This is a genomic window from Bradyrhizobium sp. 191, from assembly GCF_023100985.1.
Lineage (GTDB): Bacteria > Pseudomonadota > Alphaproteobacteria > Rhizobiales > Xanthobacteraceae > Bradyrhizobium > Bradyrhizobium diversitatis.
Genome location: NZ_CP064692.1, coordinates 5,086,257 through 5,113,188, shown reverse-complemented (window position 1 = coordinate 5,113,188; position 26,932 = coordinate 5,086,257). Strand labels below are relative to the sequence as shown.

Genomic DNA, 26,932 nt, shown 5'->3' with positions numbered 1-26,932 from the left:
CCAACCTCCAAGCAGCCCGAGGAAACCTGCCGCAGTGCCGCCTGACATGCCGTCGATCGAAAACTCCTATTCCTGGATTCGTCTCGCCGCCTCCATCATCCTCAGCACATTGGGCTGCGTCGGGATGTGGTCCCTGGTCGTCGCCTTGCCGGCGGTGCAGGCCGATTTCGATGCGCCTCGCGCCGAGGCGACCTTGCCCTACACGCTCGCCATCATCGGCTTCATGATCGGCGGCATCGTCGTCGGCCGCCTGGCGGATCGCTTCGGCATTCTGCCGCCCCTGGCCGGCGGCACGATCCTGATGAGCCTCGGCTACGTGCTCACGGCCTTCGCGCCCAACCTGTCGGTCTTCGCGCTGATCTGCGGCCTCACGATCGGCCTCGGCGGCGCGGCGAGCTTCGCGCCCCTGGTGGCCGACGCCTCGCTGTGGTTCGATAGGCATCGCGGCCTCGCCGTTTCCCTGGCGACGGCCGGCAGCTCCCTGGCCGGAGTGGTCTGGCCGCCCGTCGTCCAGCATGCCATCGCGGCGGTCGGCTGGCGGCAGACCCATGTCGGCATTGGCCTGTTCTGCCTCGCGACGATGTTGCCGCTCTCCCTGGTTCTGCTGCGGCGGCCGGTCTTCCACAAGATGACGCCCGTAGCGGCGAGCAGCGGTGACACGATGCAGGCCATAGGCCTGTCTCCCGGTGCCACGCAGGGTCTGCTCGCCCTTGCCGGGATGTGCTGCTGCGTCGCCATGTCGATGCCGCAGGTGCACCTGGTCGCCTATTGCGGCGACCTCGGCTACGGCCCTGCGCGCGGCGCCGAGATGCTGGCGGTCATGCTCGGCTTTGGCGTCGCGAGCCGGCTGATCTTCGGCTGGGTGTTGAACCTCATCGGCGGCCTGCCGACCTTGCTGCTGGGCTCGGCGATGCAGACCCTGGCGCTCGCGCTCTATCTGCCGTTCGACGGCCTGGTCTCGCTTTACGTGATTTCCGCTGTTTTCGGCCTGGCGCAGGGCGGCATCGTGCCGAGCTATGCCGTGATCATCCGTGAGCTGTTCCCGGCGCGAGAGGCCGGCTTTCGCGTCAGCCTCGCCATCTCGGTCACTCTCGCCGGCATGGCGCTGGGAGGCTGGATGGCCGGCGCGATCTACGACTGGACCGGCTCCTACGCTTCCGCGCTGGTCAACGGCATCGCCTGGAATATCGTGAACATGGCGATCGCAGCCTGGCTGCTGGAGCGCCAGCGTCGGCATGCTGCCGGCGCGTGCGCGGCGAGCGCAGCGCTCAGCTGATGTTGAGCAGGATCCGTCCCGATGTGCCGCTGCGCATCAGGTCCAGCGCGTCGTTGATGTCATCCAGCGCGAACTCGTGGGTCACGATGCCGCGGTAGCTCACCTTGCCGGCATCGCTCAGGCGAACCAGGCGCGGGATATCGCGCGCGGGCTGGCATTGCCCGCCTTCCGAGCCCTTCAGCACCTTCTCGAAGTGCAGGGGCAGCGTGTAGATTTCGGCCTTCTCGCGGGGAACACCGACAAGGATGCAGCGGCCTTTCTTCGCCGTGATCTCGTAGGCAAGCTCGATCAAGGTCTTGACGCCGGTGGTCTCGACGACCTTGTCGGGTCCGTCGGCCCCCGTGATGGAGCGAACCGCGGCGGCCACATCCTTCACCGCCTCGGAGTTGATGGTGTGGGTGGCGCCGAAATCCTTCGCCATCGCCAGCTTGTTGTCGAGGCGGTCGATCGCGATCACGGGCCAGGCACCGACCATCGCGGCGAATTGCACGATGTTCAATCCGACGCCGCCGACGCCGAACACCACGACGGCTTCGCCGATGGCGATCTGCGCATCGTTGTTGACGACGCCGAGCGCGGTTGTCACCGCGCAGCCGAGCAGCGGCGCGCTGGTGCGATCGATCGAGGCTGGAACGGGCGTGACGCGATTCTCCGACACCACGGCATATTCGTTGAAGGTGGTGACCCAGCCGGCATTGAGGCGCTTGCCGCGCCAGGAATAGACCGGTGTGTTGGACTGGATGCCCTTGCCCGGCCGCCAGTGCATGACGACGGTGTCGCCCTGCTTGCAGGAGACGACGCCGGGGCCGGTTTCGACGATGGTCGCCAGCGCCTCGTGCCCCAACAGATGCGGCAGGAACTTGTCGGCGCCTTTGACGGCGTCGATCTCGTTGATCTGCGCGCCGCAGATGCTCGAGGTGTGCACATGCGCAAGCACCTGGCCGTGCTCGAGCGTATCAGGGAGGGTGAACTCGTCGACGACCAGCGGCTTGCCGGATTCGACGAGGATTGCCGCCTTGGCAGTCTTGATATCCATCAGCAGCGCCCGGTCACTCGAAATAGATGAATTCGTAATCGCCGGTGTAGCCGAGCTTGCCGTACAGCCAGATCCATTCCGACGTATGCAGAATGGACTCCGCCGTCAGCGCCCAGCATTCGAGATTGTGCAGCTCCGTGACGTTCCGGTAGCCCTCGACCATGATGTACTTGTTCTTCCCGACCCGCTCGATCTCCTTGACCGCCGCCTCGAGCTCATACAGCCTTAGATTGTGCAGGGTGCCCAGCGAGATGACGAGATCGAAACTGTCGTCGCCATAGGGATAGACGTCCTGGGCGCGATAGTTGAAGAGGTACGGTTTCACCCGCTCGTGCGCATGTTCGAGACCGTGCCGGGAGATATCGAAGCCGACGACCTTCAAGCCGGGCAGGATCTTCTGCATCTCGTAGAGCAGGAAGCCCTTGCCGCAGCCGACATCGAGCACGCTCGACCCATCCTTCAGACCGTAGGTCTCGATCAGCGCCTTGGCGACCGGCGCCCAGCGCCCCTCGATGAAGCGGTAGCCGCCATAGCCGAAGCGGCGGTCGCCATCCCAGTAATCAGCCTCGTATTCCCGCGCTTTCAGCGAGCAGGCGATCTTGTCGTCGTTCATGCGGGCCATGTAGTCGCGCTTGGTCGCCGTGTGCAGCGGCGTCACAATATTCAGTAGTCGTCCCATCGAGCCCTCGGATTCCATCACGCGCGGAGATTGATTTGTACTGGCCTGGGGAGCCTTGCGCCGTGATCTGCGACTCGCCCTAGCATCTGGCCCGCGCGCCGTCATTGTTTCAGATCAATGACCGGCGAATCATGCCGCGGCGGCGCCGCCGATCCGCCGCCGAACACGGAGACGCTGCGGCAGATCGCGGGCGACCGGCACCAGGCTCCCGGTGCGGCCGCCGGAAACATGACGTCGAAGCGCATGCAACCAGAATGCGAACATCGCGTTCTTGCTGAAGAGAGGGATTGCCGATCCCGCGCTCAGGATATTCGTCATTGCCGCAAGGGAGGCCACCATGCCGACCAAACCGACCATCGCCCGCATCTGGCGCGGCCGGACCCGCCGCGACCTCGCTGACGCCTACCAGGCCTATCTGCAGGCCGAGGGCATTCCGCCGCTGTTGAAGACCGCGCTCGGGGTGCAGCAGTTGCGCGAGGACCGTGCCGGGGAGACCTGGTTCACGACCATCTCCTATTGGCCGGACATCGAGGCCATGACGGCCTTCACCAAGGGCGAGCCGACCGAGGTCCATCATCTCGCGCGCGACGCGGAATTCCTGATCGAGCTGCCGGAACGCATCGAGATCCACCGCATTCTGATCGATGAGCGGGGCCTGCGGTGAAGGGCCGAACTGCAGAAACTGAAGCAAAGGTCGCCGTCAAATGACGGCCTGCGGCGAGGATTCATCGTTCGCGGCTGTGCGGTTTCGCCGCAATGCTTCCAGCGGAATGAATCACTATAGTCAGTGTGTCATGGCATATGTCGTCGACATAGATACGCGCACCGCGCGTTTTGGTCTTCACGCCGGCCGCCTCCAAGCAGGCGGTTAGCCGGGCGGTGTTCGCGCCGTCCGGGCTCTTTTCCAGCTTTCGTGATCTCCACCTGCGAGATCGTATTGAAGCAGAAGGAGTGTGCCGTGCTGCCTCTTCCAACCATCGCGCTCATCGGATCGGACTATCCGCGGCTCGAACAACTTGCTCGCATTGCCGCCCGAAAGGGTGATCTGGACGGGATCTTCCTCTTGGGTGAGATCAATCGCGCCGACATCGTGCCGGACGACAGGGACGCCGTCCGTTCGCTCGTGGTCGTCGGATCATGGGTCACCTATTGCACGAATGGGGACGTTCCGCGTCGCACCGTGCAAGTGGTCTGGCCGGAGGAGTGTCGGTCTGACCTCGCCCGTATTTCGGTCCTGTCGCCGTTGGGAGCAGCTTTGATCGGACTGCAGGTCGGAGATCAAATGCCATACTTCGTCGCCGGCAGCCTGAACGTCGTCAGGGTCCAGAAAGTCACCCAGCCGAGTCCAAACGTGGTCCCATTCCTCCAAGCGCGTCGGCGCAGCAAGCCGCTCGACGACGATCCCGGACCAACTGCAGCATAGGAGAAATCGAATGCGCAACTTCGAAGCCGAGATTCGGCGAGAAAAGCCGGCGTTGCCGCCAATCAAGATTGCAGAAGACGAATCGCGACGTCTCGGTTCGCTGGCGAATTCGACCATGGATCTGTTCCCGCGTGTCGCTCAGTTTCTGGCTCGCGAACTGGAACGCGCGACGGTCACAGAAGAGAACGATTTGCGCGGCGTGGTCAGGATGGGCTCCGAGGTGACCTATCGCGATGACGAGACGGGGGCGAGCCGGAAGATCGCGCTGGTCTATCCGCATGAAGCCGACATCGAACTCAGTCGGATCTCGATCCTGACGCCTGTCGGAGCGGCCCTGATCGGCCTGTCAGTCGGACAGTCGATCGAATTTGAAACGCCCGACAAACGCACCAGGGGGCTGACCGTTCTCGCCGTCTCCGAATGAGAGATATGCAAGTGGGCGAGGACAGACAGCCGCGTCGTTCTGCAGAGTGTTCCGAAACTCGCAGCCAGCACCTTGTTGGCTCCGCGTCGACGGAACTTAGCGGGTAGGCCGCCGTTGCATCCTCAGCAAAAATGGAGCGCGACATGACAATGCGTAAGACTTTCGTCGTCCTTGCGGCTGCCGGAGCGATGCTCTCGACGGCCTCGCCGGTGCTCGCGGCACCGCTGCCGATCGGCAATCCCGGTCCCGACTCAGGCGTGCAGCAGGTGCAGTACCGGCATGGGTACGGACATGGATACGGATATAGGCATGGCTACGGCCACAGGCACCATCACGGCCATTACGGCACCGGCGCAGCCGTACTCGGTGGCCTCGCAGCGGGCGCGATCATCGGCGGCGCAATCGCCAACAGCCAGGCTCAATCCAATGCCGCCTCCTACTGTGCGCAGCGCTATCGCTCCTACGATCCCGGCTCGGGGACCTATCTGGGCAACGACGGTCTGCGCCACCCTTGCCCGTGACGCGCGCATGAGCTTGCGGCAGCCTCATCGCACAGCGAGAGGCTGCCGACACTCGGCATGCACTCGCCCAGCGGCGGACGTGTCTTGATTCCGCGCTCCGCCGCGCTATACGTTTCGATCATGATGTTCACGTCCACATTCTTCCCGCTGATCTGAACGGCAGAAAGTCGTTCCGGCGCATCTGCGCCAATCGGATCAAATCGGCTGCGCTTGATGCGGTGGCCGAGCGGAGAATGTGCAATGCCCAAGACCGAACAGGTTGGACTGATGCCCCGTCAGGTCCAGAACTTCATCAACGACGGTTTCGTCAAGATCGAGAATGCCTTCAGCACCCGGCTTGCAGAGCAATGCAGGGACGAGCTGTGGGCGGATATTGGTCTGTCGCCGGACCACCCCGAAAACTGGACGCAGCCCGTCGTCCGGGTGGGGTCCAAGGCTTCGCCCCCCTTCATTGAAGCCGCGAATACGCCGCCCCTGCACCGAGCCTACGATCAAGTCGTGGGCGAAGGGCGCTGGCTCGCGCCGAGCGGCCTCGGGACCTTTCCGATCCGCTTTCCCTCGGCTGAATCCCCTGGTGATGATGGCTGGCACGTGGACATGAGCTTCGGCACCACCGATCCGGATTTCATGGAATGGCGTGCCAATGTGAAGAGCAGGGGACGCGCATTGCTGATGCTCTTCCTGTTCTCGGATGTTGGCCCGGACGATGCACCCACGAGGATCCGGAAAGGCTCGCACGCAGCAATCGCGCGGGAGCTGCTGCCCTACGGCGAGACAGGCGCGACGCTCCGGCAGCTCTCTGCGGAGAACTACGCCTCGACGGCGGATTGCGAGGTTGAACTGGCGACCGGCGCGGCAGGCAGCGTCTATCTGTGCCATCCGTTCCTGGTTCACGCCGCGCAACCTCATCGCGGGAAACGGCCGCGCTTCATGGCACAGCCTCCGCTGTTGCCGAAGGGCGAATTTGATCCGGCGTTGCCGCCTTCGCCGGTTCAGACCGCGATCCGGCGGGCCTGCGGGCTGGCCTAGTCGGACAACGTTCGGGACCGCTGGAGCATTGCGCTTCGGACGTCCCGGATAACTATTGCACTTCGATGTTCGCGTCCTTGATCAGCTTGCGCCAGCGCTCCTCCTCCCGGCCGACATAGCGATCGAGCTCTTCCGGGGGGCTGCCGACCATGATGAGGCCTTCGTTCGCCTCCAGCTTCTTGAAGGCACCGGACTGAACCGCCTTGGCGATCGCCTGATTCAGACGCGCAATCACCGGAGCTGGCGTCCCGGCCGGGGCGTACAAGCCGTACCAGGACTCGGCGGCATAGCCGGGCACTCCGGCCTCGGCGACCGTGGGCAATTGCGGAAACGCCGCCGAACGCTCGGCGGACGTGACGGCCAGCGCCCGGAGCTGACCCGCGGCCACCAGCGAGGCCGCGCTAGCCACGGTGGTGAACATCACGTCGATCTGTCCACCCAGGAGATCGCTAATCGCGGGCGCCGCGCCCTTGTAGGGCACCGCCGTCATCTTGACCTTCGCCATCGCATTGAACAGCTCGCCCGCGAGATGGGCCGAGGTGCCGGTGCCGAACGTCCCGAAATTGAGCTTGCCGGGATTGGCCTTCGCTTCGGTGATCAAGTCGGAGATCGAGTTGAACTTGGATGCCGGGTTGACGACGACGATGTTGAAGGATCGCGCGATCAGCGAGATCGCCGCGAAATCCTTGTGCGGATCGAACGGCAGCTTGTTGTACAGGCTCGGATTGACCGCGTGCGCGAAAGTCGCCATCAGCAGCGAATAACCGTCGGGCTCACTCGTCGCCACCGTCTGGGTTCCGATGATGGTCCCGGCGCCCGGCTTGTTCTCGATGATGACGGACTTGCCGAGGTCCGTCTGGATTTCCTGCGCTGTGGTACGCGCGATGATGTCGGTCCCGCCGCCGGCCGCGAAGGGCACAACGATCTTGACGATTTTTTCCGGATAATCGGCGCGCGCCGGCGTCACTGCGAGCGCCGCGACGACCGCACAGGTGAGGATGGCGAGATCGAGCCGTCGCCGCACGGCGACATCCTTTCCGCGCGCGCCATCGTGATTGATGATTCCGCTACTCGCCATCTGCAGCTCCATCCCACTTTGTTCAGACATTGAGAACAACCAATCCGTCTGCCGCCCTCACGCCCAGGCCCGCCGGCAGCACGAACACCGGATTGATCTCGGCCTCCGCGAGACGATCACCGAGTTGCGCGACCATGCGCGAGAACGCGACGACCGCTTCCGCGAGCGCTTCGACATCGCATTTCGGCCGGCCCCGAAAACCGTCCAGCAACGGCCAGGTCACGAGATTGCGCGCCATCGCTCGAGCCTCGGACAGACCGAGACCGCCTTCCGGCGGAAGCAGACGCATCGTCGTGTCCTTGAACAGCTCGGCCGCAACGCCGCCCATTCCGAGGAGGATCGCCGTTCCCAGGGCATCGCGATGCATTCCGAGTATGATTTCGACGCCGCCTGAAATCATCTCCTGAACCAGGAATTGGTCGGGCCGCTGTCCGGTCCTGGACTGGACCTCATCTGCCATCGCCGTCAAGCGGTCGCCGATCGTCTCGGCGGTCAGGTTGATCGCGACGCCGCCGACGTCGCTCTTGTGCGCGATCTCGCGCGAGAGAATCTTGAGCACGACCCGGCCACCGAGATCACGCGCCGCCTGCTCCGCTTCGCTCGCCATTGCGACCACCTTCTCTGCCGCGACAGAAATCCCAAAGCGGGCGAACAGCGCCTTGGCCTGTGCTTCGTCGAGCGCTCCAGCCGGGACGTCGCTGATGTCGGCCGCCGTCAGGGGCGAGGTGGATGTCTGGACCTGTTCCGGCATTCCGGCGCGCAAAAGCCCGTCGAGCGCCGCAGCACAGCTCTCGGCGGAGGTGTAGGCGGGGACACCGCGCCGGGAGAGGACGGACACCACCTCGGGCGCGTGGGGACTGACATAGGCAATGACGGGCTTGTCGCTCAGCGACAGGCAATCGTGGATGGCATCGGCGATCAGGGCCGGCGATCCCACGGCCGACGAACCGGCAATCACGACCAGCGCATCGTAGGACGGACTTGCGAGCAGGATGCGGATCGCGGCGCGCAGCAGATCCGGCTGCAGACCGGCCAGGGTCACGTCGATCGGGTTGCGATCGAGATTGGCATGCGAGCCGGACTGCAGGGCGCGCAATTGCGCGGCCGTCTCAGTGTCGGGAGCCGGGGTTGCAAAGCCGGCAACGCCGAGACTGTCGGACACGATCGTGCCGGCGCCGCCGGTCGAGGTGAGGATCGCCACACGCCGGCCGGAGAGCTTCCGCCCCGCGCCAAGGGCTGCGGGAATATCGAGCAGGTCTTCGAACGTCCTGGCGCGGATCACGCCGAGTTGCCTGAACAAGGCGTCGTACATGCGGTCGGAGCCGGCCAGCGCGCCGGTGTGCGAGACGGCCGCCAGTGCGCCCGCCTCCGATCGCCCGATCTTGAAGGCGACGATGGGCTTGCCGGCGCGGCGCGCCCGAAGGACCGACTCGCGAAAACGAAGCGGATTGCGGATCGCCTCGATATAGAGCGCAATGACCCTGGTCGCATCGTCATCGGCGAGGAAGTCGATGAAGTCGGAGAGCTCGAGATCGGCTTCGTTGCTGGTCGACACCAGCTTGGACAGCCCGATCCCGCGCGCCGCGGCGCGCGACAGCAGGGATCCGAGGATGCCGCCGCTTTGCGAAACCAATCCGATGGATCCCGCCGGGAAGTCATCCATCGCCAGGGCGCCCGACGCCGACAACACGATGTTATCGGTGAGATTGACGAGGCCGATCGTATTCGGCCCGAGGATCCGCATCGAGCCGGCGGCTTGCAGGAGCTGCTGCTGGCGCGCGGCGCCTTCAGCCCCGGTTTCGGTGAAGCCACTGGCAAGAACGATCGCCGCGGCCGCCCCGCGCTCTGACAATTCACGCACCGCGATGTGCGCACGTTCGGCGCCGAGCAGAACGAGGCCGACGTCAGGCACATCGGGCAGCGCAGCAACGTCGGGGTAGCAGGTCAGACCGCCGATCCCTCCGACCTTGGGATTGACGGGATAGATCGCACCCGCGAAGCCATGCTTCTGGAGATAGGACACCGGTCGCCCCGAGGTCTTGCTCGGGTCGGCGGAAGCACCGATGACGGCGATGCTGCGCGGCCGGATCAGGCGTTCGATCGCATCCATCGCTCAATCCTTCGATGCGGATTGCGCGAGGAACGCCGTCACCGCATCGCGATGCTCCGCGCTGGTATAGCAAATGGCCTGCGCCTGGCTGCCGAGATTGAAGATGTCGTGCGCGGAATGCTCGAACGTCTCATTCAGGATCTTCTTGCTCAGCGCCAGCGCGGTGGGAGATCCCTCAGCCAGTTCGGCCGCCCAGGCCTGCGCGGCCGGCAGGAGCTCGGCCGAGTCCACCTTGCGATCGACGATGCCGAGCGCGAGCGCTTCGTCGGCCTCGACGAGGCGGCCGGTGAAGATCAGCTCCTTGGCCTTGGGAAGGCCGACCCGACGCGGCAGGAAATACAGCCCGCCGCCGTCGGGTATCAAACCGCGCTTGATGTAGGACCAGGTGAATTTCGAGCGTTCCGTGCCCATGACGAAGTCGCAGGCCAGCGCGGTATCCGCACCGAGGCCCGCCGCGGCGCCGTTGACGGCGGCGATCGTCGGCTTCGGCAGGCCCAGCAGCAACGACTGCACGTGATGCACGCCCTGCTGACGGCTCCAGCCGTTGAATGCGACTTCGCCCTGCGGCGCCTCGAGCCGGCGCTTCATTCCGCTGATGTCGCCGCCGGCACAGAAGGCGTTGCCGCGCCCGGTCAGCACCAGAGCCTTGATCGCCTTGTCGCGAACGACGGTTTCGAGTGCGCCGGTGAACTCGGCGCGCATCTCATCGCTCATCGCATTGCGCCGTTCCGGGCGGTTGAAGGCGATCGTCGCGACACCGGCCTCGACGGAGAATTCGATGAGCTGATGGGACATAGCAGGCTCCTTGGTCGGCGTCGGATGATCACCGCGACGCATCGCGAATGTCTGTTCGGGCCGTGCGGTTTCCTCGTCGAGCCCCAGCGCGGCCGGGCATTCTTCTTGCCCAAGCTGATAGCGGCTTGCTCCCGCCGGAACACCCCCTTAATTTCACTTAGTGGAAATGGCCGCGGAGGTGGGAGATGGCGCAGATGCGCAGATATGCGGGCGGGGTCGATGGCAACCGGTCGCTCGAACGGGGCATCGAGATCCTCCGGGCGTTCCGGCCCGGCATCGACACGCTGGGCAACGGCGAGATCGCGGAGCGATGCGGCTTGCCGCGATCGACGGTCAGCCGGCTGACGCGAACGCTCGTCAATTCCGGGATGCTCGACGAGATCCGCACCGAACGGACCTACCGGCTTGCGGCGTCCGTCATCAGCATCGGCCACGCGATGCGGACGGGATCACCGGTGCTCAACGCGATCGGACCGATGATGCGGGCCGAATCGGCGAAACGCCGGCTGAACGTCGGGTTGGCTACCGCGGATCGAACCATGATGGTGTATTTGGAGTCGATCCGCTACAGCCCGCGCGCGGCGCTGCGCAACGTGGTCGCCGGCCAGCAGGTCCCGATGGAGTTGACGTCGCTGGGTCGCGCTTACCTCGCCGGCCTTGCCGAGAGCGAGCGCGAGCGATTGCTGAAACTATTCAAGCGGCGCAGCGCGGCGGCCACCAGAGCGCTGCTCGCAGAGGTCAGGAGATCGATCAGCGCCGTCGAACGCGGCGGCTATTGCGCCGTGTCGTGGCAACCCGCCGTGCTCGCCGTCGCGACGCCGATCGTGCTCGACGGGTTGCCGGTCTACGCACTCAACATGAGCCTGCAGAACGTTGACCGGTCCGATGCGCTGGCGAGCGAACTCGGCGCTTACCTCAACGCCTTCGCGGCGAAGTGCAAGGAGGTGCTGGCGGGACGTTGAAACAAGGGCCGTCGTCACCGCCCCTGATATTCGGCCCAGCAGTCCGCCGTTTCATAGACCCGGACCGCTGACAGCTGCGCAAGGCCCGGCTTCAACCGATCCCAGATCCAGACCGCGATATTCTCGGCGGTCGGGTTCTCGAGGCCTTCGACCTCGTTCAGGCATTGGTGGTCCAGCGTGCCCATGATGTCGGCGAAGCACTTTTCGATATCGAAGAAGTCCGCAACGAAGCCGGTGTGCGGGTCTACGGGACCGTCCAGCTGGACCTCGACCCGATAGGAATGGCCATGCAGCCGGCTGCACCGGTGCGTCTCGGGCACGTTTGGCAGCCGATGCGCCGCCTCGAATTTGAACGCCTGCGATATCCTCATCAGCTCCTCACACGGCGTGACCATCCGGTCTCGGCCCGGTCTGGCGACCAGATGCTGCCTTGCCTGACCTTCCGTCGAAGAATGGCGCACCCGGAACGATCCGAACGTCCGCCCCTCAGACACGCGATCTGAGGCTAAATCATTGATTTTGCATCGACTCGTCACCGTCAGAAAGGACTAAGCACATAAGCGTTCGGCTTTTCAACCTCTTTGGATTCGACGGTTACCGTGGAGGAAGGAAGAGCGTCGACCGATGTTGTTCGTGACTGTCATCAGCCGGAGACCGTACGCTCGCAAATCTCCTGAGCCCCGGAAAGAATGCCGCGCTGGAGCGCGCGCGCGGCAGGCGAGAGATCGCGGCCGATGCGCCAGATCAGATAGAGCTCGCGCTCGATCACGGGCGCGACCAGCTTGCGCCAGGTGAGCACGGGATGGCTGGCCTCGGGCCAAGCGAGACTCGGCAACGGTGCGACGCCGACGCCGGCCTCGACCAGCGCCAGCAGCGTCGCCGGATGCTCGGCCTCGTGGATCGGCATGCCCTGACCGAGATCGGCGACGCCGCGCTCGATCTCGAGCCGGATTCCGGTGCCCGATGCCATCACGACGAGGCCGGCCTTCGAGGCTTCCGCCCAGCTTACGGCGTCCCGCGCGGCGAGCGGATGGTCGCGGCGCATCACCAGCGCGAAATTGTCGACGAGCAGTCGTGAAGCATCGAGCTCGGGATCGTCGCCCGGGACGTTGGCAATGCCAAGATCGACGTCGCCGCCGCGCAGCGCAGCGAAGATCTGATGCCGCGAGATCTCCTTCAACGTCACCGCGACCATCGGATGTTCGCGCTGGAACGCGGCGAGCACGCGCGGCATCAGCCGCAGCGCGACCGACGGCACGCAGGCCACCGTGACGTGACCGCGGCGATGTTCGCGCAAATCGCGCAGATCCTGAAGCTGTCGATCGAGATCGGCGAGCAGGCGCTGAATGCCCGGCATGAAGTCCGCGCCGACCTTGCTGAGCTGAAGCCTTCGCGTGGTGCGGTCGAGCAGCCGCACGCGCAGGCCGTCTTCCAGCTGGCGCACCAACTGGCTGACAGCGGATTGCGACATGCCGAGCGACCGTGCCGCGGCGCTGAAGCTGCCGGTCTCGACAACGCGGACGAAAACGCGGAGCTGCTTCAGGTCGAGCTGATCTATCATGTTTGCTTATAAATATATCTCTCTATTCCCAATTGCTAATGAAAATCTCCAGTGCAAGGATTTTGTGCGAAGACCGGGAACGATCAGAAATTGGGCACAATGGGAACTAACCCACTGTTCCAACAAGCAAAAGGATTGGGACGTGATCAACCGACGCGACCTCATGAAATACTCGCTGCTGGGCGCGGCAACGGCGCCGCTGGCCGGCCTCTCCACCCCGACCTTCGCAGCCGGCAAAGTGGCAATCACCGAAGCGCTGCGGCTCGGCATGTACAACTCGCTTTACGTCGCGGCTGACAAGGGACTGTTCGCCAAGCATGGCCTCGATGCCGACCTCTCCACCGCCGGCGGCATCGCGCTGCCGGTGCCGATTCTGCTTTCAGGGCGCGGCCAAATCGGGGTGACCAGCCCGGGCATGTCGGTGAATGCAGTGCGCGAGGGCGGCAAGATCAAGAACATCGCCAAGATCGTCGGCGGCGTGTCGATGTGGGGCATTGCGAAACCCGACAGCAAGATCAGGACGATCGAGGATCTCCGCGGCAAGACCATCGCGACGCTGAAATTCCCCTCTTCGACGATCCAGGTGCCGACCTATGCGATCAAGACCATCGGTAAGCTCGATCCGAAGGAGGCCGGCGTCACGTTCCTCGAACTGCCGCCGGGCGCGCAGGCCGCCGCGGTGAAGGACGGCCGCGCCGACATCGCTACCGCCTTCGAATGGGACGTCAGCATCGCCGCCGAGCAGTTCGGCCTCGTGCCGGTGCTGTCCTTTGCCGATGCGCTGGGATCGCTCTGCTTTACCACCGCGATGGCGACGGAAGAGACGATCGCGAGCAACCCGGCCGCCATCCAAGGCTTTTGCAATGCGATCGCAGAAGCGCAGAAGCTGATGCACGAGAACAACGCTGTTTTCACCGAGGTCGCCGAAAAGTACTTCCCGAAGGTCACACCATCTGTCGTCGCCAGCGCAACGAAGAACTTCTTCGGCTCGAAGACCGCGATCCCGCGCAACCCGACCATCTCCGCCGACGAATGGGACCGCGCGATGCGGCTCGAACAAGGCGGCGGCGCAGTGCAATCCGCACTCCCCTATACGCAGATGGTCGATAACCGCTTCGCCGAGCAGGCGACCAGGCAGTTCGGTCTCGCGTGATGATCGTGAACACCTCCGACGCGCGCGAGCAGCGCTTTGTCACGCTCCCGGCGCGGCCCGAGCCGCTCCGGCTCGCGGTCGACGAGACGGCCGTGGTCGTCGTCGACATGCAGAACGCCTATGCCTCGCCGAACGGCTATCTCGACCTCGCCGGCTTCGACATCTCCGGCGCCAAGGCCGCGATCACGGCGATCCAGGACGTGGTGGCGGTCGCGCGGGGGGCCGGCGTTCCCGTGATCTTCTTCCAGAACGGCTGGGACGCCGACTATGTCGAGGCCGGTGGGCCGGGCTCGCCGAACTGGCACAAGTCGAATGCGCTGAAGACGATGCGCAAACGGCCCGAGCTGCAAGGCAGGCTCCTCGCCAAGGGCGGCTGGGACTATGCGCTGGTCGACGAGCTGCAGCCCAAGCCCGGCGACATCGTGGTGCCGAAGACGCGCTATAGCGGCTTTTTCAACAGCCAGTTCGACAGCATTTTGCGCGCCCGCGGCATCCGCAACCTCGTGTTCTGCGGCATCGCCACCAATGTCTGCGTGGAATCGACGCTGCGCGACGGCTTCCATCTCGAATATTTCGGCGTGATGCTGGAGGACGCAACGCACCAGGCCGGTCCCGACTACATCCAGAAAGCCTCAATCTTCAACATCGAGACCTTCTTCGGCTGGGTCTCGTCCGCGAGCGATTTCCGCCGCGCCTTTGCCCAGACCGAAGCCGCTCCAGCAAAAGAGGATACGCCATGACCGACCGCGCCATCATTCCGCCGGGCACCCACGCGCCCATCGCCCCGTACTCGCCGGGCATGATGGCCGACAACGTCATCTACGTCTCGGGCACGCTGGCGTTCGATTCGAACAACGACGTCGTCCATGAAGGGGATGCCGCCGGCCAGACCCGGCATATCCTCGAGACCATCAAGCGCGTACTGGAGGCGGCAGGCGCGAGCCTCGCCGACGTCACCTTCAACTCGATCTTCATCACCGACTGGGCGAACTATGCGGCGGTCAACAAGGTCTATGCCGAATATTTTCCCGGCGAGAAGCCGGCGCGATACTGCATCCAGTGCGGCCTCGTGAAGCCCGCCTGCCTCGTCGAGATCGCCTCGATCGCGCACAAGAGGGCGTGAGGTGGCCGTGCTCGATGCAGGCCAGGCCGCAGTGACGGGCGCGCGGTTCAAGCTGCCCACCGCAGCCCGGATCGCGCTGCTCCAAATCGCACTATTGGTCGCACTGCTGGCGGCGTGGGAGCTTGCGATCCGCCTCGGCTTCATCGCCGTCTATCTCTACGGCCAGCCGAGCGGCATCATCGCGAAGGCGGGCAAGCTCATCGCCAGTGGCGAGTTGCTACGCGACGCCGGGCTCACCGCATGGGAAGCCATCGCCGGTTTCCTGATCGGCACGGTGCTCGGCAGCGCTGCGGGATTGTCGCTATGGCTGTTCCCGACCGGCGCGGCGGTGCTGCGGCCGTACCTGATCGCGCTCAACGGCCTGCCGAAAATCGCGCTGGCACCGCTGATCATCGTCTGGTTCGGCATCGGCCTCTCCTCGAAGATCGCGATCGCGGCGATCATCACCTTCATCGTCGCGGTCATCACCGCACTCCAGGGCGCCAAGGAGGTCGACGCCGATCTCGTCAAGCTGCTGCGCTCGCTCGGCGCTTCGCGCTGGAAGACCTGGCGCAGCGTGATCGTGCCCGGCGCGATGCCGTGGATCGTCGCGGCCTTCCGCCTCAATGTCGGCTTTGCCCTGATCGGCGCCGTCGTCGGCGAGTACATCGCCTCGAAAGAGGGCCTCGGTTACATGATCTACTATGCCGGCGTGCTCTACGACCTCAACGCGGTGTGGGTGGGCATCGCGGCGCTGATGGCGGTGGCGCTGCTGATGTACGCCGCGATCGACCTGATCGAGCGGCGCCTGCTGTCCTGATCCGAAACTCATCACTCAATAGCTGGGACGTCATGGCTTTTGCACGCAGCAAGGATGCCGAGATCTATTACGAAGTTCACGGGCACGGTACGCCGGTTTTGCTCTCGGCCGGCATGGGCGGCAGCGGCTCGTTCTGGGCGCCGCAGCTGGATGCGCTCACCGAGCGCCATCAGGTCATTCTCTACGATCACGTCGGCACCGGCCGCAGCGCACGAAGCGATCGCAGCATCGCCGGCATGGCCGACGACATCGCCAGCGTGCTCGACCATGCAAACGTCGATGCCGCGCATGTCGTCGGCCACGCCATCGGCGGCATTGTCGGCATCGAGCTGGCGCTGCGTCAGCCGAAACGCCTGCGCAGCCTCACCATCGTCAACGGCTGGGGCCGCGCCGATCCGTTCCTGCGGCGCTGCTTCGAGATCCGGAAAGCGCTGCTCAACCAGTCCGGACCGCAAGCCTATGTGCGCGCGCAGCCGCTGTTCCTCTATCCGCCGCAATGGATCTCCGAGAACATCGCCCATCTCGACGCGGAGGAAGAACGCATCCTGAAACACTTCCCCGCCGTCGCGACGATGAACCAGCGCATCGACATGTTCCTGGCATTCGAGGGCGGCCGGCGCCTCAAGGAGATCAACGTACCTACGCTGCTGTCGTCCGCAAAGGACGACGCGCTGGTGCCGGCCTATCTCACCCGCGAACTCGCCGCTTCCATTCCCGGCGCGCGCGTGCACGAGGTGGGTTGGGGGGCGCATGCCTTCAGCGTGGTCACACCGAATATCTTCAACGACACGCTGCTCGACTTCTGCAGGGAGGTGGACCGATGAACGCGCTCGCGCAGAATATTGCAGGCTCGGAGCCGATCGTGCTGCGCGCCGAGAATGTCGGCGTCACCTTCGAAGGCACCGGCCGTCCGGTCGAGGCGATCCGCAAGGTGGATTTCGAGCTGCGCCGCGGCGAGACGCTCGCGATCGTCGGCCCCTCCGGCTGCGGCAAGTCCACGCTGTTCAACGCCATCGCCGGCCTGCTGCGGCCGACCCGAGGCCATGTCGAGGTCGGTGGCCGCCGCGTCGACGATGCCGCGGGCCATGTCGGCTACATGCTGCAGAAGGATCTGCTGCTGCCGTGGCGCAGCGTGCTCGACAACGTCATGCTGGGGCTGGAGATCCGCAAAACGCCGAAGTCGCGCGCGCGCGAGATCGCACTGGGGCTGATCAAGACCTATGGCCTCGCCGGCTTCGAACAGGCCAAGCCCGCGGCGCTCTCCGGCGGCATGCGCCAACGCGTCGCCATCATGCGCACGCTCGCCTTCGATCCCGAAGTGATCCTGCTCGACGAGCCGTTCTCGGCGCTCGACTTCCAGACGCGCCTGCTGATGCAGGCCGACGTCTCCCGCATCATCGCCGAGCGCGGCAAGAGCGCGATCCTCGTCACTCACGATATCGGCGAAGCCATCGCCATGGCCGACCGCGTGCTGGTGCTGAGCGCACGGCCCGCCACGGTGCGCGCGCTACACGTGATCGAGTTGCCGCGGGAGGGCCGCGATCCCGCCGCGCTGCGCACCGATACAGCGTTCCAGCACTATTTTGCTGAGATCTGGGCCGACCTGGAGAAGCCTGCCGGCGTCGCGTGAGGCGAGCCTACCCCTATGTCGGGCCGGGCCACTCGGGCCCTGAACGGTGTGGCCTTCAATGGGCAAAAGGCTCAGCGCGAGGAATTGTACGCTGTTCTGCACTGAATGGCCGAAAATGGCGCGCCCGGAACGATTCGAACGTCCGACCCTCAGATTCGTAGTCTGATGCTCTATCCAGCTGAGCTACGGGCGCATCTTCGCAAACAGCGATAGCGGGCATGACCCGCGACGCAGCTCCCGGAGGACCGGGAGGAGTGCGAAAGAGCGCTCTGACTAACCGCTCTTGTCCCGATTGGCAAGGTCCGGCTCGCCGGTATTTTAGGGCATTTCCGCACCTCTGTTCGTCATTCCGGGGCGCGACGAAGTCGCGAGCTATGGTGCGCAATTGCGCACCTGAGAATCCATAACCACCAGCCGGGGTTATGGATTCCGGACCCGACCCTTCGGGTCGTCCCGGAATGACGGAAGGAATGGAGATCGCCCCGCTCGTTCGCTCGGCCTCTGGCCGACTACGCCCTCTGCCGCTCGTTGCGGATGGAGAGCAGTTCCACGGGGCGATCGGGGATGACGATCCGGAAGGTGGCGCCGATGGTGCCTTCGACCAGGTGGATGTCGCCGCCATGGGCGCGCACCAGCTCGGCTGCGATAGCGAGGCCAAGGCCGCTGCCGCCGGGGCGGCCGGAGGTCTGGAAGGCCTCGAACAGGTGCTCCCGGGTCTTCTGGGGGACGCCGGGGCCGGTGTCGGAGACCTCGATAATCGCGACGGCGCCTTCGCGCTTCCCGATGATCCGGATCTGCTGGACGCGGCCCTCGCCCGACGCGTGGCTTTCGAGTGCCTGGGCGGCGTTGCGGACGAGGTTGAGCAAGACGCGGAACAGCTGGTCGGGATCGGCATCGACCGCAAGCCCGCGCTCGATCGCGGCGACCCAGGCGATCGAGGCATCGTTGGCGAGCCCCGCGGTCTCGCGCACCTCGAGCACGACCGGCTCGATCAGGATCATGCGGCGGTCGGGCGCGGCCTCCTGGGCGCGGCCATAGGACAATGTCGACTGGCAGAAGGCGATGGCGCGCTCGAGCGAGCGCACGAGCTTGGGCGCAAAGCGCTGCACCCGCGGATCCGGCACGCTGGCGAGCTGGTCCGACAGCAGCTGGGCCGAGGCCAGCAGATTGCGCAGATCGTGATTGATCTTGGAAACCGCGAGACCGAGGGCGGCGAGCCGGCTCTTCTGATGCAGCATCGACATCAGGTCGCGCTGCATGTCCGACAATTCGCGCTCGGCCACCCCGATCTCATCGCTGCGCTGGCTCGGCACGATGATCCCGGCCGAACTCTCCGGGTTCTCATGGAAGCCGACCAGGCTCGCCGTCAGCCGCCGCATCGGCCGCACGAAGAGATAATGGAGCGCGAGATAGACGAGGCCCGCCGTCAGCACCGCGATGATCAGCGCGACCACCACGAGGTTGCGGGAGAAGCGGTACATCTGCTGCCGCAGCGGCAGCTCGTCGGTGACGATCTCGATGAACTGGGCATTGCCGACCCCGGGTCCGACGATGCGGATGGCCTGGTTCCCGGTCTCCAGCATCATCCGGAACGAGCCGGTGATCGCCTCCCAGGCCGTCATGTCGCGCAGGTCGATGTCATGCTCGAGGGCGGACGGGATGTTGTCGCTGGCGAGCAGACGGCGCTGCTGGCCCATCTTGATGGCGACGGCACGGGCATTGATGCTTTTCAGGATCTGGCGCGACAGCGAATCGGGAACCATGCCGAGCGGCGCAGCATCCAGCACCAGCGCCGCCGTATTGGCCGCCGCAACGCGGTCGTTCAGCCGGTTGACCCAGAAATTGGCGATGGCCGGCACGTAGAGCAGCACCGCGGCGATCATCACCAGGGGAATGGTCAGCAGCAGCAGCTTGCCAGACAGCCCGAGCCCGCGCGTCCCGCGGGGGCGCATCGCCGGCTGCTCCGGCTGATCCAGATCCTGGATCGGCTGGCGATCTGTGGCTACCACGAAATTCGCCCCTGTTGGCCTTGGCGGATGGAGGATGCGGCCCGCCCGGAGTCCGGTCAAATTACGGATCGCTAATCTACCAAGGTGGGATGTAAGTGCTGATATCGCGAGTCGCCACCTCAAGGGTTAAAAACCCCGCACAAACAGCGATATTCACCGGAATCGCGCGCTTGTGCGGCGTTGACGAAGAGAAGACGCTCCCTTATAAGCCGCGCGAATTGTCCGCGATGACCCGGTGCGACACCGGGAGCGGCTCTCTAAGGGCCGGAAAGGGCCCGTTTTGGGCCGCATCTTCCGGACTTTACCATCAATTCTACAGGCAAATTGCCCGGTCAGCGGAGAAAAACCCGTGAAGCGGACTTATCAACCCAGCAAACTGGTGCGCAAGCGCCGTCACGGCTTCCGCGCCCGCCTCGCCACTGCCGGCGGTCGCAAGGTCCTCGCCGCCCGCCGCGCCCGCGGCCGCAAGCGTCTGAGCGCCTGAGCCGGACCCCCTTTTTGGGATTTCATCATGGATCGGCTGAGGCAGCGGGCGGATTTCCTCGCCGTTGCCAATGGCGCGCGGGTGAATAGTCCCGCGTTCGTCCTGCAAAGCCGTCGCCGCGATGACTTTGGTCCGATCCGGATCGGCTTCACCGTCACCAAAAAGAACGGCAACGCCCCCGAGCGCAATCGCATCCGGCGCCGGCTTCGCGAATTGGTGAAGCGGCTCGACCCGGTGTCGATGCAGCCTCATCATGACTATGTGCTAGTCGGACGAAGGGACGCGCTCTCGCGCGACTTCGCCACCATGCTCGACGATCTGCGCATAGCGTTCACGAAGCCCGCGCGGCATACGGCCAAAGCGCGCGGCCAGAGGCCCGGCCCCGCTCCCGCTGCCAGCCGCAAACCGGATTGATGACGAGACATTCGAGATGACCGATAATCGCAATACCATCCTCGCCGTCATTCTGTCCGGCCTTGTGCTGATCGCCTGGCAGTATTTCTACAACGTGCCGCAGATGGAGAAGCAGCGCGCCCAGCAGCAGGCGCAGACCGAGCTTCAGAAATCCACGCCGCAGCCGACGGCCTCGGCGACTCCCGGCACCGCGCCGCAGCCGGGCAGCGTGACCCAGCCGGCGACACCGGGCGTGGGCCAGCAGGGTCAGCCGGTCGTCGCCCGCGAGGCCGCCATTGCAGCCGGCCCGCGCGTGAAGATCGAGACCCCGCGCATCGCCGGCAGCATCTCGCTGAAGGGCGGCCGGATCGACGACATCGCGCTGGTGCAATTCCGCGAGACGGTCGACCCGAAGTCGCCGCCGATCGTCCTCTATTCGCCCTCGGGCACGGCGGAGCCCTACTACGCCGAGTTCGGCTGGGTGGCGGCGACGGGCGTGACGGCGAAGATGCCCGATGCCCAGACCGTCTGGCAGCAGGACGGCAGCGGCAGCCTGACGCCGACGACGCCGGTGGTGCTGAAGTGGGACAACGGCGAGGGCCTCACCTTCCGCCGCACCATTGCGGTCGACGACCATTATCTCTTCACCGTCAAGGACGAGGTGAGCAATGTCGGCAACGCGCCGGTCACGCTCTATCCGTTCGCGCTGATCTCGCGCCACGGCGCGCCGCAGGTGTCGGGCTATTACATCCTGCATGAAGGCCTGATCGGCTATCTCGGCGACCACGGCCTGCAGGAATACGCCTACAAGAAGATCGACGAAGCCAAGGCGGTGAACTTCAAGGCCACCAATGGCTGGCTCGGCATCACCGACAAGTACTGGGCCTCGGCGCTGCTGCCGGACACCAATGCCCAGCTCCAAGCGCGCTTCTCGTCGAACCCGGTCGGCAACGTCCACACCTACCAGACCGACTACCTGCTCGATCCCGTCACCGTCCCCATCGGCGGCACCGGCACGGCAAACGCGCGGCTGTTCGCCGGCGCCAAGGAAGCCGGCGTCGTCGGCGTGTTCCCGTTCGCCGGGCTCGGCGGCTACAACAAGGAGCTCGGCCTCAACCATTTCGATCTGCTGATCGACTGGGGCTGGTTCTACTTCCTCACCAAGCCGATGTTCCTCGGCCTCGACTTCTTCTTCCGCTTCTTCGGCAATTTCGGCATCTCGATCCTGCTCGTCACCGTGATCGTGAAGCTGCTGTTCTTCCCGCTGGCGAACAAATCCTACGCCTCGATGGCGAAAATGAAGTCGATCCAGCCGCAGCTTCTGGCGCTGAAGGAGCGCTATCCCGACGACAAGGTGAAGCAGCAGCAGGAGATGATGGAGATCTACCGCAAGGAGAAGATCAATCCGGTCGCCGGCTGTCTTCCCGTGCTGATCCAGATCCCGGTGTTCTTCTCGCTCTACAAGGTGCTGTTCGTCACCATCGAGATGCGGCACGCGCCGTTCTACGGCTGGATCAAGGACCTCTCGGCGCCGGATCCGACCAATTTGTTCAACCTTTTCGGGCTGCTCCCGTTCGATCCGACCACGATTCCCGTGTTCGGCCATTACCTCGCGCTCGGCATCTGGCCGATCATCATGGGCATCACGATGTGGTTCCAGATGAAGCTGAACCCGACGCCGCCGGATCCGACGCAGCAGCTCATCTTCAACTGGATGCCGCTGATCTTCACCTTCATGCTGGCGGGCTTCCCGGCGGGCCTCGTGATCTACTGGGCCTGGAACAATCTGCTCTCGGTGATCCAGCAGAGCTACATCATGCGCCGCAACGGCGTGAAGGTGGAGCTGTTCGACAATCTCAAGGCGACGTTCGCGCGGAAGGCGACGTAGGTCCCTCACGATCGCGCCCCGTCATGCGGGCGCAAGAGCCTCCACATCGTCATGCCCGGGCTCGTCCCGGGCATCCACGTTTTGGAAGCTCGCCCAGTAACAAGACGTGGATGGCCGGGACAAGCCCGGCCATGACGAAAGGATAGAGGCTTCGCATGACCGATGACAAAGATGCGAAGCTGATCGAAGCCGGGCGAAAGCTGTTTGCCCGCGACTGGCAGTTCATCTGGGCCTCGCCCTCGATCGCCACGCTGCCGCCGATGGCGGGGCTGGAGATCGCCTTTGCCGGCCGCTCCAATGTCGGCAAGTCCAGCCTGATCAACGCGCTGACGGGGCGCAACGGCCTGGCGCGGACCTCGCATACGCCGGGCCGCACCCAGGAGCTGATCTTCTTCGAGGTGCCCGGGAAAAGCGACCTGCGCCTCGTCGACATGCCCGGCTACGGCTATGCCAAGGCGCCGAAGAGCCAGGTCGCGTCCTGGACCGAGCTGATCCACAAATTCCTGCTTGGCCGCGCCTCGCTGGCGCGCGTCTATGTGCTGGTCGACGCGCGGCACGGCCTCAAGGACGTCGATCTCGACGTGCTTGGGACGCTCGACCGTTCCGCCGTCAGCTACCAGATCGTGCTGACCAAGACAGACCAGGTGAAGGCCGCCGAGCTGCAGGCGCGCATCGCCGAGACCGAGGCTGCGCTGGCCAAGCACCCGGCCGCGTTTCCGACCGTGCTCGCGACCTCCTCACGCAGCTCGACCGGCATGGAGAGCTTGCGCGCCGCGATGGCGAAGCTGTTGGAAGAGCGGAGCAAGTAATGGTGGCCCATCGCCTCCTGATCGGGCTTGCCGGATTGATGGGCGCCGCCGGCGTCGCGCTGGCCGCGGCCTCCGCCCATGGTGCCGATGCGAGCCGGCTGGCATCGGCGAGCGCGATGCTGCTGTTTCATGCAACGGCGATACTCGCCGCCGGCGCGCTGCTCGCGCGCGGCCTTCTGCATGGCGGAATTGGACTCGTTGCGGCGTTCGGCTTCGTGATCGGCGCCGTGCTGTTCGCGGGCGACCTCACCTTGCGGCAGTTTGCGGGCCATTCGCTGTTTCCGATGGCGGCACCGACCGGCGGGACGGTGATGATTGCAAGCTGGCTCGCGGTGACGCTGGCGGCGGTGGTGAAGAAATAGGTCCTACTTTCTTCCTTCTCCCTTGTGGGAGAAGGTGGCGCGAAGCGCCGGATGAGGGGTTCTCTCCGCATCCACCGCTGCGATAGCGTCACTCGCGGAGAGGACCCCTCACCCGTCTCGCCGTTGCGCGGCGATCCACCCTCTCCCACAAGGGGAGAGGGCAAGAACGCACACTTTGCGCCGCGCCCGGCAATCGGATAGAACGCGCACCGACCGTCCCGCCAGCGAGACCGCGACATGACCGACATCTCTCCGCTCGACCAGGCCCGCATCCTGTCCGAAGCGCTGCCGCACATGCAGCAATATGACGAGGAAACCATCGTCATCAAATATGGCGGCCATGCCATGGGCGACGAGGCAACCGCGAAGAACTTTGCCCGCGACATCGTGCTCTTGGAGCAGACTGCGATCAATCCGGTGGTGGTGCATGGCGGCGGCCCGCAGATCGCGACCATGCTCAAGCGCCTCGGCATCGTGTCGGAATTCGCCGCCGGCCTGCGCATCACCGATGCCGCGACCATCGAGATCGTCGAGATGGTGCTGGCCGGCTCCGTCAACAAGCAGATCGTCGGCTACATCAACGAAGCGGGCGGCAAGGCCGTCGGGCTGTCAGGCAAGGACGGCAACATGGTGAAGGCGTCGAAGACGACGCGCACCATCGTCGATCCGGGCTCGAACATCGAGAAGGCGATCGATCTCGGTTTCGTCGGCGACCCGGAGAAGGTCGACCTCACGCTGCTCAACCAGCTGATCGGCTACGAGCTGATCCCGGTACTGGCGCCGCTCGCGACCTCGCAGGACGGCCAGACGCTGAACATCAACGCCGACACCTTTGCGGGCGCCGTCGCGGGCGCGCTGAAGGCCAAGCGCCTGCTGCTGCTCACCGACGTGCCGGGGGTGCTCGACAAGTCGAAGAAGCTGATCCCGCAGCTCTCGGTCAAGGACGCGCGAAAGCTGATCGCCGACGGCACCATCTCGGGCGGCATGATCCCGAAGGTGGAGACCTGCATCTACGCGCTGGAGCAGGGCGTGCAGGGCGTCGTCATCATCGATGGCAAGATGCCACACGCGGTGCTGCTCGAGCTCTTCACCAACCAGGGCACGGGCACGCTGATCCACAAGTGAGGCGGGAGCGGACCAAGGGAGCCGTCATGGCCGGGCTTGTCCCGCCTGCGCGGCAGAAGCCGCTTCGGCGCGGCGAAAGCCCGGCCATCCACGATCTTTCCTGCCGCGCCAAGAACGTGGATGCCCGGCGCAAGGCCGGGCATGACGAACGAAGGCCGAGGCCACACCGCCGCTCCCCCCTGACGCGCTTCCTGATGACGCTGCCGGCAGCGATCGTCTCGTTCCTGTTCTCCTCCGCGCCGGCCTTTGCCGACCTCAAGATCTGCAACCGCATGTCCTATGTCGTGGAGGCCGCGATCGGTATCGACGACAAGGCGGCGACCGCGACGCGCGGCTGGTTCAGGATCGATCCCGCCACCTGCCGCGTGGTGGTGCAGGGTACGTTGACGGCCGACCGCATCCTGCTCAATGCCCGCGCGCTCGGCGTCTACGGTGCTTCCCCGATCCCGCAAAGCGGCCGCGACATGCTGTGCGTGGCGCAGGACAATTTCGTCATCGCCGCGGCGCGACAATGCCGCAGTGGCCAGACGCAAGTCCCGTTCACGCAAGTGACGCCGACGCAAGGAGCCGATGGCAACCTCGTGGCCTATCTCGCCGAGGATTCCGAATATGACGACGAGCAGGCGCGCCTCGCCGGCATCCAGCGGCTGCTGGTGATCGCAGGCTACGACGCAGCGCCGATCGATGGCGTCGACGGGCCGAAGACGCAAGCCGCGCTGGCCGCCTTCCTGAAGAGCCGCGGGTTGTCGTCCGACGTCGTGGCCTCGCCGAACCTGTTCAAGACCATGGTCGAGGCCGTGCAGACGCCCTCTGCGACCGGCCTCACCTGGTGCAACGACACGCCGCACAAGGTGATGGCCGCGATCGCGACCGATGACGGCAAGTCCGTGACGAGCCGCGGCTGGTATCGCATCGATCCCAAGACCTGCCTGCACCCCGATGTATCAGGACAGCCGAAGCAGATCTTCAGCTTCGCGGAAGCGGTCGATGCCGACAACCGAATCGTCAAGCTGAAGGATCGGCCGCTGAACTGGGGCGGCGACAGGCAACTCTGCACGCGCGAGACCAAGTTCGAGACGAGCGAGCAGACCGATTGCGGCGCGCGCGGATTTGCGCCGACGGGCTTTGGCGCCGTGGACATGTCGAGCGGCGGCAAGACGCTGCGGTTCGCGGTGCCGTGATGGTGTTGGTTCGATGAGCGCGCACGCGCCACAATCTCCGCGGTCGTCCCTGCGAACGCAGGGACCCATAACCACAGGCTTTGGTTATGGCGGGAGATGCCAACTACGCTTCTTCGCCAAACTCCTCCCTGGGGATATGGGTCCCGGATCTGCGCTTCGCTTGTCCGGGACGACAGCAGTGAGTGGGGCAGCGCTTGCGATCGATAGATAGAGATTTGGTATGACCCCGCCCCGCACCTTCGCGCATGTCGACACCTGGGTGTTCGACCTCGACAACACGCTTTATCCGCATCACGTCAATCTGTGGCAGCAGGTCGATGCGCGGATCGGGGAGTTCGTCTGCAACTGGCTGAATGTCGGCCCGGAGGAAGCGCGGGCGATCCAGAAGGACTATTACCGGCGCTTCGGCACCACGATGCGCGGCATGATGACCCTGCATGGCGTCTCCGCCGACGACTATCTCGCCTACGTCCACAAGATCGACCACTCGCCGCTGGAGCCGAATCCGGCGCTCGGCGCTGCCATCGCAAAGCTGCCGGGCCGCAAGCTGATCCTGACCAACGGCTCGGTCGACCATGTCGACGCGGTGCTGGCGCGGCTCGGCTTCGCCTCGCATTTCGACGGCGTGTTCGACATCATCGCCGCCGAATTCGAGCCCAAACCGGCGCAGCAGACCTACCAGAAATTCCTCAGCCAGCATGCGGTCGATCCGACCCGCGCCGCCATGTTCGAGGACCTCGCCCGCAACCTCACCGTCCCGCACCAGCTCGGCATGACCACGGTGCTGGTGGTGCCGGATGGGACGAAAGAGGTGGTGCGGGAGGACTGGGAACTGGAAGGTCGGGATGCCGCCCATGTCGACCACGTCACGGATGATCTGGCGGGGTTTTTGGGCAGGTTGTCGCCGCGATAACAACTGTCGTCCCGGGCAAGCATAAGCGCAGACCCGGGTCCCATAACCACAGGGAGTGGTTGTGGCGCGAGATCGATAACTCCGAGTCCTCGCCAAGCGACTCCCTGTGGTTATGGGTCCCGGATCTTCGCGCGCCTGAGGGCGCGCTTGTCCGGGACGACAGCGGAGC

At 64.9% G+C, this 26,932-nt stretch carries 30 protein-coding genes and 1 tRNA gene; 21 read left to right on the top strand and 10 right to left on the bottom strand.

Features of this window, described 5'->3' with window-relative positions:
* The first annotated feature begins 46 nt into the window (after positions 1–46).
* Positions 47–1,276, top strand: a complete 1,230-nt coding sequence (locus IVB23_RS23735) for an MFS transporter (protein WP_247804957.1) — start codon at positions 47–49, stop codon at positions 1,274–1,276.
* Here IVB23_RS23735 and IVB23_RS23730 read toward each other — a convergent pair.
* From IVB23_RS23730 to IVB23_RS23720, 3 genes are all read right to left on the bottom strand, one after another.
* Positions 1,269–2,312, bottom strand: coding sequence for a zinc-binding dehydrogenase (locus tag IVB23_RS23730; protein WP_197966508.1), 1,044 nt, complete (start codon positions 2,310–2,312; stop codon positions 1,269–1,271). The two genes, IVB23_RS23735 and IVB23_RS23730, sit on opposite strands and share 8 nt — an antisense overlap.
* Positions 2,313–2,325: 13 nt before the next feature.
* Positions 2,326–2,991 (bottom strand): class I SAM-dependent methyltransferase, encoded by a 666-nt coding sequence (locus IVB23_RS23725; RefSeq protein ID WP_061879708.1) that lies wholly within the window; start codon positions 2,989–2,991, stop codon positions 2,326–2,328.
* 129 nt (positions 2,992–3,120) lie between these two features.
* On the bottom strand, positions 3,121–3,339 hold the full coding sequence (locus IVB23_RS23720; RefSeq protein ID WP_247800237.1) for a hypothetical protein: 219 nt from the start codon (positions 3,337–3,339) through the stop codon (positions 3,121–3,123).
* Between IVB23_RS23720 and IVB23_RS23715 the strand changes: the two genes are divergently transcribed.
* The 5 genes from IVB23_RS23715 to IVB23_RS23695 all read left to right on the top strand — a co-directional run bounded on the left by IVB23_RS23715 (position 3,329) and on the right by IVB23_RS23695 (position 6,388).
* Entirely contained in the window at positions 3,329–3,655 is a 327-nt protein-coding gene (locus IVB23_RS23715) for a hypothetical protein (RefSeq protein ID WP_247800235.1), read from the top strand. The two genes, IVB23_RS23720 and IVB23_RS23715, sit on opposite strands and share 11 nt — an antisense overlap.
* Positions 3,656–3,928: 273 nt before the next feature.
* Entirely contained in the window at positions 3,929–4,414 is a 486-nt protein-coding gene (locus IVB23_RS23710) for a GreA/GreB family elongation factor (RefSeq protein ID WP_061879710.1), read from the top strand.
* A gap of 10 nt (positions 4,415–4,424) precedes the next feature.
* Positions 4,425–4,838, top strand: a complete 414-nt coding sequence (rnk, locus tag IVB23_RS23705) for a nucleoside diphosphate kinase regulator (protein WP_061879578.1) — start codon at positions 4,425–4,427, stop codon at positions 4,836–4,838.
* 143 nt (positions 4,839–4,981) lie between these two features.
* Positions 4,982–5,359 (top strand): BA14K family protein, encoded by a 378-nt coding sequence (locus tag IVB23_RS23700; protein WP_247800234.1) that lies wholly within the window; start codon positions 4,982–4,984, stop codon positions 5,357–5,359.
* Between the two features lie 240 nt (positions 5,360–5,599).
* Positions 5,600–6,388, top strand: a complete 789-nt coding sequence (locus IVB23_RS23695; protein ID WP_247800233.1) for a phytanoyl-CoA dioxygenase family protein — start codon at positions 5,600–5,602, stop codon at positions 6,386–6,388.
* A gap of 52 nt (positions 6,389–6,440) precedes the next feature.
* Here the strand turns inward: IVB23_RS23695 and IVB23_RS23690 are convergent, their stop codons facing one another.
* The 3 genes from IVB23_RS23690 to IVB23_RS23680 are packed head-to-tail and all read right to left on the bottom strand — an operon-like array spanning position 6,441 to position 10,371.
* A complete protein-coding gene (locus IVB23_RS23690) occupies positions 6,441–7,466 on the bottom strand; it encodes a tripartite tricarboxylate transporter substrate binding protein (protein ID WP_247800232.1) in 1,026 nt (341 codons plus the stop codon).
* A gap of 22 nt (positions 7,467–7,488) precedes the next feature.
* Entirely contained in the window at positions 7,489–9,576 is a 2,088-nt protein-coding gene (locus IVB23_RS23685; protein ID WP_197966503.1) for an acetate--CoA ligase family protein, read from the bottom strand.
* Positions 9,577–9,579: 3 nt separating this feature from the next.
* A complete protein-coding gene (locus tag IVB23_RS23680; RefSeq protein WP_247800231.1) occupies positions 9,580–10,371 on the bottom strand; it encodes an enoyl-CoA hydratase/isomerase family protein in 792 nt (263 codons plus the stop codon).
* A 185-nt stretch (positions 10,372–10,556) separates the two neighbouring features.
* Here IVB23_RS23680 and IVB23_RS23675 point away from each other — a divergent pair, with 185 nt between their 5' ends.
* Positions 10,557–11,333: a helix-turn-helix domain-containing protein gene (locus IVB23_RS23675; RefSeq protein WP_061879581.1), complete on the top strand. Its 777-nt coding sequence runs from the start codon at positions 10,557–10,559 to the stop codon at positions 11,331–11,333.
* 14 nt (positions 11,334–11,347) lie between these two features.
* Here IVB23_RS23675 and queD read toward each other — a convergent pair whose 3' ends face one another.
* Positions 11,348–11,704, bottom strand: coding sequence for a 6-carboxytetrahydropterin synthase QueD (queD, locus tag IVB23_RS23670; protein WP_061879714.1), 357 nt, complete (start codon positions 11,702–11,704; stop codon positions 11,348–11,350).
* 272 nt (positions 11,705–11,976) lie between these two features.
* A complete protein-coding gene (locus tag IVB23_RS23665; protein ID WP_247800229.1) occupies positions 11,977–12,894 on the bottom strand; it encodes a LysR family transcriptional regulator in 918 nt (305 codons plus the stop codon).
* 142 nt (positions 12,895–13,036) lie between these two features.
* Here IVB23_RS23665 and IVB23_RS23660 point away from each other — a divergent pair, with 142 nt between their 5' ends.
* The 6 genes from IVB23_RS23660 to IVB23_RS23635 are packed head-to-tail and all read left to right on the top strand — an operon-like array spanning position 13,037 to position 17,599.
* The gene (locus tag IVB23_RS23660) at positions 13,037–14,047 is read left to right on the top strand and encodes an ABC transporter substrate-binding protein (protein ID WP_061879583.1); all 1,011 of its coding nucleotides are present in this window, start codon (positions 13,037–13,039) and stop codon (positions 14,045–14,047) included.
* 5 nt (positions 14,048–14,052) lie between these two features.
* Positions 14,053–14,787, top strand: a complete 735-nt coding sequence (gene rutB / locus IVB23_RS23655; protein WP_245312043.1) for a pyrimidine utilization protein B — start codon at positions 14,053–14,055, stop codon at positions 14,785–14,787.
* Positions 14,784–15,170, top strand: coding sequence for a pyrimidine utilization protein C (rutC, locus tag IVB23_RS23650; RefSeq protein WP_061879585.1), 387 nt, complete (start codon positions 14,784–14,786; stop codon positions 15,168–15,170). Before rutB ends, rutC begins: the two co-directional genes overlap by 4 nt.
* Before the next feature lies 1 nt (position 15,171).
* Positions 15,172–15,969, top strand: coding sequence for an ABC transporter permease (locus IVB23_RS23645; protein ID WP_247800228.1), 798 nt, complete (start codon positions 15,172–15,174; stop codon positions 15,967–15,969).
* Positions 15,970–16,001: 32 nt separating this feature from the next.
* Positions 16,002–16,793: a pyrimidine utilization protein D gene (gene rutD, locus IVB23_RS23640; protein WP_247800227.1), complete on the top strand. Its 792-nt coding sequence runs from the start codon at positions 16,002–16,004 to the stop codon at positions 16,791–16,793.
* Complete coding sequence (locus IVB23_RS23635) at positions 16,790–17,599, top strand: ABC transporter ATP-binding protein (protein WP_197966499.1); 810 nt, start codon at positions 16,790–16,792, stop codon at positions 17,597–17,599. The genes rutD and IVB23_RS23635 overlap by 4 nt, the downstream gene beginning before the upstream one ends.
* 116 nt (positions 17,600–17,715) lie before the next feature.
* Here IVB23_RS23635 and IVB23_RS23630 read toward each other — a convergent pair.
* Positions 17,716–17,792 (bottom strand) — tRNA-Arg (locus IVB23_RS23630).
* 316 nt (positions 17,793–18,108) lie between these two features.
* On the bottom strand, positions 18,109–19,608 hold the full coding sequence (locus IVB23_RS23625; protein WP_197966498.1) for a HAMP domain-containing sensor histidine kinase: 1,500 nt from the start codon (positions 19,606–19,608) through the stop codon (positions 18,109–18,111).
* A gap of 349 nt (positions 19,609–19,957) precedes the next feature.
* Between IVB23_RS23625 and rpmH the strand changes: the two genes are divergently transcribed.
* From rpmH to IVB23_RS23585, 8 genes are all read left to right on the top strand, one after another.
* Complete coding sequence (gene rpmH / locus IVB23_RS23620; protein ID WP_008542748.1) at positions 19,958–20,092, top strand: 50S ribosomal protein L34; 135 nt, start codon at positions 19,958–19,960, stop codon at positions 20,090–20,092.
* 27 nt (positions 20,093–20,119) lie between these two features.
* Positions 20,120–20,506 carry a ribonuclease P protein component gene (rnpA, locus tag IVB23_RS23615; protein ID WP_061879588.1) on the top strand — a complete coding sequence of 129 codons (387 nt, stop codon included), beginning with the start codon at positions 20,120–20,122 and terminating at the stop codon, positions 20,504–20,506.
* A gap of 16 nt (positions 20,507–20,522) precedes the next feature.
* On the top strand, positions 20,523–22,373 hold the full coding sequence (gene yidC / locus IVB23_RS23610; protein ID WP_247800225.1) for a membrane protein insertase YidC: 1,851 nt from the start codon (positions 20,523–20,525) through the stop codon (positions 22,371–22,373).
* 155 nt (positions 22,374–22,528) lie between these two features.
* Complete coding sequence (gene yihA, locus IVB23_RS23605; RefSeq protein WP_061879590.1) at positions 22,529–23,182, top strand: ribosome biogenesis GTP-binding protein YihA/YsxC; 654 nt, start codon at positions 22,529–22,531, stop codon at positions 23,180–23,182.
* A complete protein-coding gene (locus tag IVB23_RS23600; RefSeq protein ID WP_247800224.1) occupies positions 23,182–23,544 on the top strand; it encodes a DUF423 domain-containing protein in 363 nt (120 codons plus the stop codon). Before yihA ends, IVB23_RS23600 begins: the two co-directional genes overlap by 1 nt.
* Before the next feature lie 237 nt (positions 23,545–23,781).
* A complete protein-coding gene (argB, locus tag IVB23_RS23595; RefSeq protein WP_028176345.1) occupies positions 23,782–24,669 on the top strand; it encodes an acetylglutamate kinase in 888 nt (295 codons plus the stop codon).
* A 194-nt stretch (positions 24,670–24,863) separates the two neighbouring features.
* Complete coding sequence (locus tag IVB23_RS23590; RefSeq protein ID WP_247804956.1) at positions 24,864–25,850, top strand: DUF1036 domain-containing protein; 987 nt, start codon at positions 24,864–24,866, stop codon at positions 25,848–25,850.
* A gap of 220 nt (positions 25,851–26,070) precedes the next feature.
* Positions 26,071–26,763: a pyrimidine 5'-nucleotidase gene (locus tag IVB23_RS23585; protein ID WP_247800223.1), complete on the top strand. Its 693-nt coding sequence runs from the start codon at positions 26,071–26,073 to the stop codon at positions 26,761–26,763.
* Positions 26,764–26,932: the final 169 nt, after the last annotated feature.

Coding starts and splice junctions, on each gene's coding strand:
- IVB23_RS23585 (WP_247800223.1), top strand. CDS start 26,071: ATGACCCCGCCCCGCACCTTCGCGCATGTCGACACCTGGGTGTTCGAC.
- IVB23_RS23680 (WP_247800231.1), bottom strand. CDS start 10,371: ATGTCCCATCAGCTCATCGAATTCTCCGTCGAGGCCGGTGTCGCGACG.
- IVB23_RS23635 (WP_197966499.1), top strand. CDS start 16,790: ATGAACGCGCTCGCGCAGAATATTGCAGGCTCGGAGCCGATCGTGCTG.
- IVB23_RS23700 (WP_247800234.1), top strand. CDS start 4,982: ATGACAATGCGTAAGACTTTCGTCGTCCTTGCGGCTGCCGGAGCGATG.
- IVB23_RS23685 (WP_197966503.1), bottom strand. CDS start 9,576: ATGGATGCGATCGAACGCCTGATCCGGCCGCGCAGCATCGCCGTCATC.
- IVB23_RS23665 (WP_247800229.1), bottom strand. CDS start 12,894: ATGATAGATCAGCTCGACCTGAAGCAGCTCCGCGTTTTCGTCCGCGTT.
- yidC (WP_247800225.1), top strand. CDS start 20,523: ATGACCGATAATCGCAATACCATCCTCGCCGTCATTCTGTCCGGCCTT.
- IVB23_RS23715 (WP_247800235.1), top strand. CDS start 3,329: ATGCCGACCAAACCGACCATCGCCCGCATCTGGCGCGGCCGGACCCGC.
- argB (WP_028176345.1), top strand. CDS start 23,782: ATGACCGACATCTCTCCGCTCGACCAGGCCCGCATCCTGTCCGAAGCG.
- IVB23_RS23690 (WP_247800232.1), bottom strand. CDS start 7,466: ATGGCGAGTAGCGGAATCATCAATCACGATGGCGCGCGCGGAAAGGAT.
- IVB23_RS23695 (WP_247800233.1), top strand. CDS start 5,600: ATGCCCAAGACCGAACAGGTTGGACTGATGCCCCGTCAGGTCCAGAAC.
- queD (WP_061879714.1), bottom strand. CDS start 11,704: ATGAGGATATCGCAGGCGTTCAAATTCGAGGCGGCGCATCGGCTGCCA.
- IVB23_RS23730 (WP_197966508.1), bottom strand. CDS start 2,312: ATGGATATCAAGACTGCCAAGGCGGCAATCCTCGTCGAATCCGGCAAG.
- IVB23_RS23590 (WP_247804956.1), top strand. CDS start 24,864: ATGACGCTGCCGGCAGCGATCGTCTCGTTCCTGTTCTCCTCCGCGCCG.
- rutD (WP_247800227.1), top strand. CDS start 16,002: ATGGCTTTTGCACGCAGCAAGGATGCCGAGATCTATTACGAAGTTCAC.
- yihA (WP_061879590.1), top strand. CDS start 22,529: ATGACCGATGACAAAGATGCGAAGCTGATCGAAGCCGGGCGAAAGCTG.
- rnpA (WP_061879588.1), top strand. CDS start 20,120: ATGGATCGGCTGAGGCAGCGGGCGGATTTCCTCGCCGTTGCCAATGGC.
- IVB23_RS23600 (WP_247800224.1), top strand. CDS start 23,182: ATGGTGGCCCATCGCCTCCTGATCGGGCTTGCCGGATTGATGGGCGCC.
- rnk (WP_061879578.1), top strand. CDS start 4,425: ATGCGCAACTTCGAAGCCGAGATTCGGCGAGAAAAGCCGGCGTTGCCG.
- IVB23_RS23725 (WP_061879708.1), bottom strand. CDS start 2,991: ATGGGACGACTACTGAATATTGTGACGCCGCTGCACACGGCGACCAAG.
- rutC (WP_061879585.1), top strand. CDS start 14,784: ATGACCGACCGCGCCATCATTCCGCCGGGCACCCACGCGCCCATCGCC.
- IVB23_RS23735 (WP_247804957.1), top strand. CDS start 47: ATGCCGTCGATCGAAAACTCCTATTCCTGGATTCGTCTCGCCGCCTCC.
- IVB23_RS23675 (WP_061879581.1), top strand. CDS start 10,557: ATGGCGCAGATGCGCAGATATGCGGGCGGGGTCGATGGCAACCGGTCG.